Source organism: Kluyvera ascorbata ATCC 33433, from assembly GCF_000735365.1.
Taxonomy (GTDB): Bacteria; Pseudomonadota; Gammaproteobacteria; order Enterobacterales; family Enterobacteriaceae; genus Kluyvera; species Kluyvera ascorbata.
In genome coordinates this window covers 1-6,761 of record NZ_JMPL01000172.1, presented here as the reverse complement: position 1 = coordinate 6,761, position 6,761 = coordinate 1, and the positions used below count along the sequence as shown (strand labels likewise).

Annotated in this window: 6 protein-coding genes, 3 tRNA genes and 1 pseudogene; 3 read left to right on the top strand and 7 right to left on the bottom strand. The window is 52.2% G+C overall.

Annotated elements, in window-relative coordinates:
- Window positions 1–74 precede the first annotated feature (74 nt).
- On the bottom strand, window positions 75–476 hold the full coding sequence (locus tag GKAS_RS22210) for a hypothetical protein (RefSeq protein ID WP_035897547.1): 402 nt from the start codon (window positions 474–476) through the stop codon (window positions 75–77).
- A 125-nt stretch (window positions 477–601) separates the two neighbouring features.
- Between GKAS_RS22210 and GKAS_RS22205 the strand changes: the two genes are divergently transcribed.
- On the top strand, window positions 602–1,366 hold the full coding sequence (locus GKAS_RS22205) for a DeoR/GlpR family DNA-binding transcription regulator (RefSeq protein ID WP_035897545.1): 765 nt from the start codon (window positions 602–604) through the stop codon (window positions 1,364–1,366).
- A 115-nt stretch (window positions 1,367–1,481) separates the two neighbouring features.
- Here GKAS_RS22205 and GKAS_RS22200 read toward each other — a convergent pair.
- From GKAS_RS22200 to GKAS_RS22190, 3 genes are all read right to left on the bottom strand, one after another.
- Window positions 1,482–1,558 (bottom strand) — tRNA-Val (locus tag GKAS_RS22200).
- Window positions 1,559–1,562: 4 nt separating this feature from the next.
- A tRNA-Val gene (locus GKAS_RS22195) sits at window positions 1,563–1,639 on the bottom strand.
- Window positions 1,640–1,644: 5 nt separating this feature from the next.
- Window positions 1,645–1,721 (bottom strand) — tRNA-Val (locus tag GKAS_RS22190).
- 278 nt (window positions 1,722–1,999) lie between these two features.
- Here GKAS_RS22190 and zinT point away from each other — a divergent pair.
- Window positions 2,000–2,647, top strand: coding sequence for a metal-binding protein ZinT (zinT, locus tag GKAS_RS22185; RefSeq protein ID WP_035897543.1), 648 nt, complete (start codon window positions 2,000–2,002; stop codon window positions 2,645–2,647).
- A gap of 76 nt (window positions 2,648–2,723) precedes the next feature.
- Here zinT and mdtK read toward each other — a convergent pair whose 3' ends face one another.
- Complete coding sequence (gene mdtK / locus GKAS_RS22180; protein WP_035897541.1) at window positions 2,724–4,097, bottom strand: MdtK family multidrug efflux MATE transporter; 1,374 nt, start codon at window positions 4,095–4,097, stop codon at window positions 2,724–2,726.
- Between the two features lie 251 nt (window positions 4,098–4,348).
- Between mdtK and GKAS_RS22175 the strand changes: the two genes are divergently transcribed.
- Window positions 4,349–4,987 carry a riboflavin synthase gene (locus GKAS_RS22175; RefSeq protein ID WP_035897539.1) on the top strand — a complete coding sequence of 213 codons (639 nt, stop codon included), beginning with the start codon at window positions 4,349–4,351 and terminating at the stop codon, window positions 4,985–4,987.
- Window positions 4,988–5,030: 43 nt separating this feature from the next.
- Here the strand turns inward: GKAS_RS22175 and cfa are convergent, their stop codons facing one another.
- Together cfa and GKAS_RS24370 are read right to left on the bottom strand one after the other, a co-directional pair.
- Window positions 5,031–6,179 (bottom strand): cyclopropane fatty acyl phospholipid synthase, encoded by a 1,149-nt coding sequence (gene cfa / locus GKAS_RS22170; protein WP_035897537.1) that lies wholly within the window; start codon window positions 6,177–6,179, stop codon window positions 5,031–5,033.
- 297 nt (window positions 6,180–6,476) lie between these two features.
- Window positions 6,477–6,761: pseudogene (locus tag GKAS_RS24370) on the bottom strand (purine nucleoside transporter PunC); the annotation flags it as partial.

Genomic DNA, 6,761 nt, shown 5'->3' with positions numbered 1-6,761 from the left:
GAGGATAATTTCGCCAATAGGTTGATTGCTCATTTGAACTCCTGGTCGGTAAAGATAAGCGCTGAGATAAAGGGTCAGCCTACTGAAATCACCTGGTTGTGTAAGATCCCCGCGATGATATCGCGAGCCTCTCGTGCCTCGGGTAACTCGCGATGTTGACCACAGTGATATTGCGAGAGCCAGTAGGTCAGCATCCCCAGAATCAGGCGAATGGCGCGCCCTGATGCCGGTACGATGCCAGAGACCACGCGGGTCAGACAGTCAGTGATTGCGGGCTGAACGGCAAGCTGATGTTCACTGGCATGCTGCATCAGTTGCGCATACAGCGGCTTCAGGCTCCCGCGTCGCGCTTCGTAGTAATAGCGGATAAATATCTCTTCCGTTGCGTTGATATCCTGGGCGATAAACCAGGCATGCGTTCGCTGTTCAAGCTGCTGTAGATAAGCGCTGAGACCCTGAGATAAGGTGATGTGCACGCGATGCTCCTGGTTATCGGGAGAGTTTTGTCCGGCTAAGCTTTTCAGCACGGCCTGAAAGATAGCGCCACTATGATGTATTGTGATAGATTGTGCAATATGTTGCTCGGTTATTGGAGATTATCTTGATTGATTATGATGCTTTACCTGACCAGAGACAGGCGTTTATTCATCAACTATTGATGACCACCGGTCGGGTGATTGGCGCTGATGTTGCGCGGCAGCTCGGGGTCTCGGAACACACTATCCGCCGTGATCTGCAGGAACTCGCCAGAAAGGGGATGTGTAAGAAGGTCTACGGCGGCGCCGTTAGTCAGCTTATTGCGTCAAGTTCGCTGGCCACGCGGATTGAACAGAACGTCAGTGAAAAGTCGCTGGTGGGTAAGAAATGTGCCGAGCTGTTGAAGCCGGAATCCTGCATCTTTATTGATTCAGGTTCGACCTACCTGGCGATGGCGGCGTTTATTCCCGAGGACATTGAACTGACGATAGTCACTAACTGCCCGCAGATAGCCGCGGCATTAGGGGCCAGAACGAACGGAGAACTGATACTTCTCGGCGGTAAGGTGAATCCGAAAACCGGCAGTACGCTCAGTTCAGATACGGTAAATCTGGTACGCGAAATGGTCTTCGACCAGGCTTTTATTGGGGTGTGCGGTCTGGATCAGCAGGCTGGCTTGAGTGCCGTGTACTATGAAGATGCGTGCTTTAAGAAAGAGGTTATCGCGCAGAGTAACGAGGTCATTGTCGCCGTCACGGCAGAAAAAATGTCTCAGGTGGCCCGCTACAAAGTGGTTCCCTGCGACGAGATTGATGTGATGGTGGTAAGTCCTGAAACGGTGACTACCGATTTCGACAACAGCACAATTCGTATTGAAACAGCGGAGTAGCGAATTGTTGTAGTGGGGAGGTGAAAATATCTTCCCACGTCATGACGCGAGATTGCTGCGTGATGAATCAACTCGATAGGGGATAGCGGTAAGAAAATTCGGAGATAAAGCGGAATGGTGCGTCTGAATGGACTCGAACCATCGACCCCCACCATGTCAAGGTGGTGCTCTAACCAACTGAGCTACAGACGCATAATGGTGCGTTTAATTGGACTCGAACCAACGACCCCCACCATGTCAAGGTGGTGCTCTAACCAACTGAGCTATAAACGCATTAATGGTGCGTCTGAATGGACTCGAACCATCGACCCCCACCATGTCAAGGTGGTGCTCTAACCAACTGAGCTACAGACGCATTGTTGCTTGCGGCAACGGGGACGAATATTAGCGGCAGCGGCGGTCGGTGGCAAGCGGAAAATGTGTGATTTCACCCGACTGGAGAACTTTTGCCCACATTGCTCGCGTTTTAACGCGATGGGTAAAATTCATTGATCTGTCTGCATTTTATTTATCCAACGGCGCGACGCTGAAGACCGAACGCATAGACAAAACAGGAAGGTCTGTGTGGTTGAGAAATGAATTGTTATAATATAACATCTCATTTTTTCTCACATCATATAAGGATAAATAGCAATGAAACTTCTGGGAAAAGTAACGCTGGCAGTTGGCGCGCTGGTCGTCAGCGGGCAGGCGCTGTCACACGGGCATCATGACCACGGTCAACCACTCACGGCAGTAGAACAAAAGGCGGCAGAGGGGGTTTTTAGCGATAGCGATGTTAAGGATCGTGAACTGAAAGATTGGGATGGCGTTTGGGAGTCGGTTAACGCACTGCTGCTTTCTGGCGATCTCGACCCGGTTTTCCAGCAAAAGGCTAATAAAGACAAGAGTAAAACCTTTGCCCAGATTAAAGAATACTACCGTAAAGGCTATGCTACCGATGTGAATATGATTGGTATCGAAAACGGCACCATGGAGTTTCACGTGGGTGACAAGGTGAGTGCCTGCCAGTACCGTTACGCGGGGCACAAAATCCTGACCTACACCTCCGGCAAGAAGGGCGTGCGCTATCTGTTTGAATGCCAGGACGCGAAGAGCGAGGCACCGAAATTCGTGCAGTTCAGTGACCATATTATTGGCCCGCGCAAGTCCAGTCATTTCCATATCTTTATGGGGAATCAGTCTCAGGAAGCGCTGTTGGCCGAGATGGATAACTGGCCGACCTATTATCCGTTCCAGTTGACGAAACAGCAGGTGGTAGACGAGATGCTACACCACTAAGCGGTAGCGCCGCGTTACACCTCGGCCGGGCTACCTTTGAGTGTAGCCCGGCCAGGCGAAACGCCGCCTGGAAATGTTAACGCGAGGCGCGCTGAAGAATCACCACATCCGGCTGGCGTTGCAGGAAACGCATTCTCAGCATCATCAGCACCGCGGCCGATGTCAGACCAATAATAAAGCCCCACCAGAAGCCCGCCGGACCCATTCGCGGTACCACGATATCGGTCAGCGCCAGCACGTAGCCGCACGGTAGGCCCAGAACCCAATATGCGATAAAGGTAATAAAGAAGATCGACCGCGTATCTTTATAACCACGCAGAATACCGCTACCGATAACCTGCACCGAATCAGAAATCTGGTACAGCGCTGCCAGCAACATCAACTGAGCAGCAAGCGTCACCACTTCCGGATTGTCGTTGTACAGCAGTGCGATGTGCGTGCGCATCAATGTGGTGAAAATCGCCGTGCACATTGCCATACACACCCCGACACCGAGCCCGGTGCGGGCGGAAACCTGCGCATCCGGCGTAGAGCCCTGCCCAAGGCGGAAGCCGACGCGGATGGTAACCGCTGCCGCTAACGACATTGGCAGTACGAACATCAGCGAGCTGAAGTTCAGGGCAATCTGATGGCCAGCGACGTCGACTATTCCCAGCGGAGAGACGAGCAGCGCCACCACGGCGAACAGGGTCACTTCAAAGAATAACGCCAGCGCGATGGGCAGCCCTAAAGAGACCAGTCGTTTCAGGATGGCCGTATCCGGACGGGCAAAGCGTTCTTTATTACGGATGTCGCGCATCGAGCCCGCATGGCGAACGTAGTAGAACATGCTGAAGAACATCACCCAGTAGACCGATGCGGTGGCGACACCGCAGCCTACGCCGCCGAGTTCCGGCATGCCAAAATGGCCGTAAATAAAGATGTAGTTCACGGGAATATTCACCAGCAGACCAATAAAGCCCATCACCATGCCGGGCTTGGTTTTGGCAAGGCCTTCACACTGGTTACGCGCAACCTGGAAACAGAGGTAGCCCGGTGCACCCCATAACAGGGCACGGAGGTAGCCGACCGCTTTATCCGCCAGCGCAGGGTCAATGTTATGCATTGAGCGGATGATGTATCCCGCGTTCCACAGCACCACCATAATCAACACGGAGACAAGTCCCGCCAGCCAGAATCCCTGGCGTACCTGTTGTGCAATGCGGTCGCGACGACCGGAACCGTTGAGCTGGGCAATCACCGGAGTGAGGGCCAGCAGTAAGCCGTGACCAAAGAGGATGGCTGGCAACCAGATAGAGGTACCAATGGCGACGGCAGCCATGTCGGTAGCGCTATAGCCACCCGCCATAACCGTATCGACAAAGCCCATCGCGGTTTGGGCAACCTGCGCGAGGATAACTGGGATAGCCAGCGCTAATAACTGCCGCGCTTCACTAAAGTACTTCTGCACGTGAACACCTGTATTGTTGTTATTTATTCTCGCCGTACGCTGGGTACGGGAGACAGAAAAGCCGCCTTAACCGGCAGCAAGAAGAATAAATAGAGGATTTGCTCCATCATTGTAGCGAGGATTTGCTTTTAATCTAGTCAAAAAATAGGTGGAGCGGCGGGGAAGGTAGCAACCTGTTTTATCAACTGCTATTGTGCGTAGCAGACGAATCGGTAGACGTACCGTAATGATTATCAACAGGAGTTAACTGCATGTTCACTGGTATTGTGCAGGGCACGGCAAAAATCGTGTCCATTGATGAGAAACCGAACTTCCGTACCCACGTTGTGGCGCTGCCGGAACACATGCTGGCGGGTCTTGAGACGGGCGCATCGGTTGCGCACAACGGCTGCTGCTTAACGGTGACGGAAATTAACGGCGACCAGATAAGCTTTGATCTGATGAAAGAGACGCTGCGCATCACTAATCTTGGCGATGTGAAAGAGGGCGACCTCGTGAACGTTGAGCGCGCGGCGAAATTCAGTGACGAAATCGGTGGTCATTTAATGTCCGGTCATATTATGACCACGGCGGAAGTCTCTAAAATCCTGACCTCTGAAAATAATAAGCAGATCTGGTTTAAAATTCAGGACCCGACGCTGATGAAGTACGTCCTGTACAAGGGCTTTATCGGTATTGATGGCATCAGCCTGACGGTCGGTGAAGTGACGGCGACGCGTTTCTGCGTCCACCTGATCCCGGAAACGCTGGAGCGCACTACGCTTGGCAAAAAACGCCTGGGCGACCGCGTCAACATTGAAATTGATCCGCAAACGCAGGCGGTAGTCGATACCGTTGAGCGTGTGATGGCGGCAAAAGAAGCGGCACAGCAGCAAGCTGAAGCGGAATAGGCAGATAAAAAAAGCCCGGGGCTGTGTGCTCCGGGCTTTTTGTTTATCGGGCGACGCGCAAACCGCTCTCTACGCCGCGTGAGAACATCACCTGCCATAGCTGAATATCTCGTGCACGGAACGCACCCGCGCAGGCGTTGAGATAGTAGCTAAACATGCGTTTGAATCGTTCAGAATAGTTGTCCGCGATTTCCGGCCAGCATTCGAGGAAGCGTTCATGCCATGCCATCAACGTCGTATCGTAGTCAGCGCCAAAATTGTGCCAGTCTTCCATCACAAAGTGAGGTTCGCTGGCGTGCGCAATCTGGCGTACTGAGGGTAAACAGCCATTCGGAAAGATGTATTTATTGATCCAGGGATCGACATTATTGTCCGTTTTTCTCGAGCCGATAGTGTGCAGTAAGAACAGTCCGTCGGGCTTCAGGTTTCTGTCGACGACGGAAAAATAGGTGTCATAGTTTTTCGGACCAACGTGCTCGAACATCCCGACGGAAACAATGCGGTCAAACTGATCGTTAAGGTCGCGGTAATCCTGCAGCAGTATTTCGACATCCAGCCCTTCACAGCGCGCCTGCGCCATTTTTTGCTGCTCCGCTGAAATGGTCACGCCCTTAACGCTCACGCCATAATTTTTGGCCATAAATTCGGCCAGACCGCCCCAGCCGCAGCCGATATCCAGTACTTTCATGCCGGGTTGGAGCTGTAATTTCTGGCAGATAAGGTCCAGTTTGGCTTCTTGAGCTGCTTCCAGCGTCTGCGCATCTTTCCAGTAGCCGCAGGAATACTGCATAAACGGGTCTAGCATGCGGCTAAAGAGATCGTTGCCGAGGTCGTAGTGTTCTTTACCGACCTGCCAGGCGCGCTTACGGCTTTGTAGGTTAAAAAGACGCGCGGCGGCAATGCGAAGCGTATCTTTAATATTGTGAGGGAGTTGCGTTTCTAATCCGGCGCGCAGTACCTTGTCGAAAAAGATATCCAGACGATCGCATTCCCACCAACCGTCCATATAACTTTCGCCAAGACCCAGCGAACCTTCTTGTAAAACACGTTTAAACAAACGCGGATTTTTGACTTGAATATCGCAGGAAGCATTGCCGTTAATCTCAATGCCTGCTCGGCTTAGCAGCTCGCTAACGATACGATACCAGTCGTCATCCGGTACATTTACTTCTTCTATACACGATGAGCTCATAGCTTCTCCATCCCGACCTGATGATCAGAACCTTAAAACAGCGTAGACGCTTTTTATGGGTTTGTGAGAAATCTCACGAAATTCGTGAGCCTGCTATCCGACGTAGCACAGAGGAAGGGAAGTATCCCTTGCCGAAAGCCTATCCATGGTCCAACGGGAAGCTATCCTGCTCCCGCTTAATAAGTTAAATCTATATTATTTATGTGATGCGGATCCAGTATAGGACGCTAAGTTTGTTGATTCAACTAAAAATCTTAGCGCCCTAATCATTTCCTGAGATATTGATATCGGTGATGTTTAGGCGTGGGAAGTGGCGTGTTCCATATCGCGTTCAGCGCGGCGTGCGGCCAGCTGAATTTTGTAACCGATGCCAGCAAGCAGCACGGTGACCAACATTACGCTGGTAGTGGTCAACAGCGGCGTCGCAATCAGCGTAGAAACCGCCAAGCTTGCGAGGAAGCACAGCCCTAATTGCAGGGGTGTTCTGCAGCGCCGCGGCGCGCCCCGTAGCCTGCGGGAAAGGCTTCAGAGCCTGAGCGACGACGGATCGGATAAATAGCGCCGTTCGCAATAGCCATTACG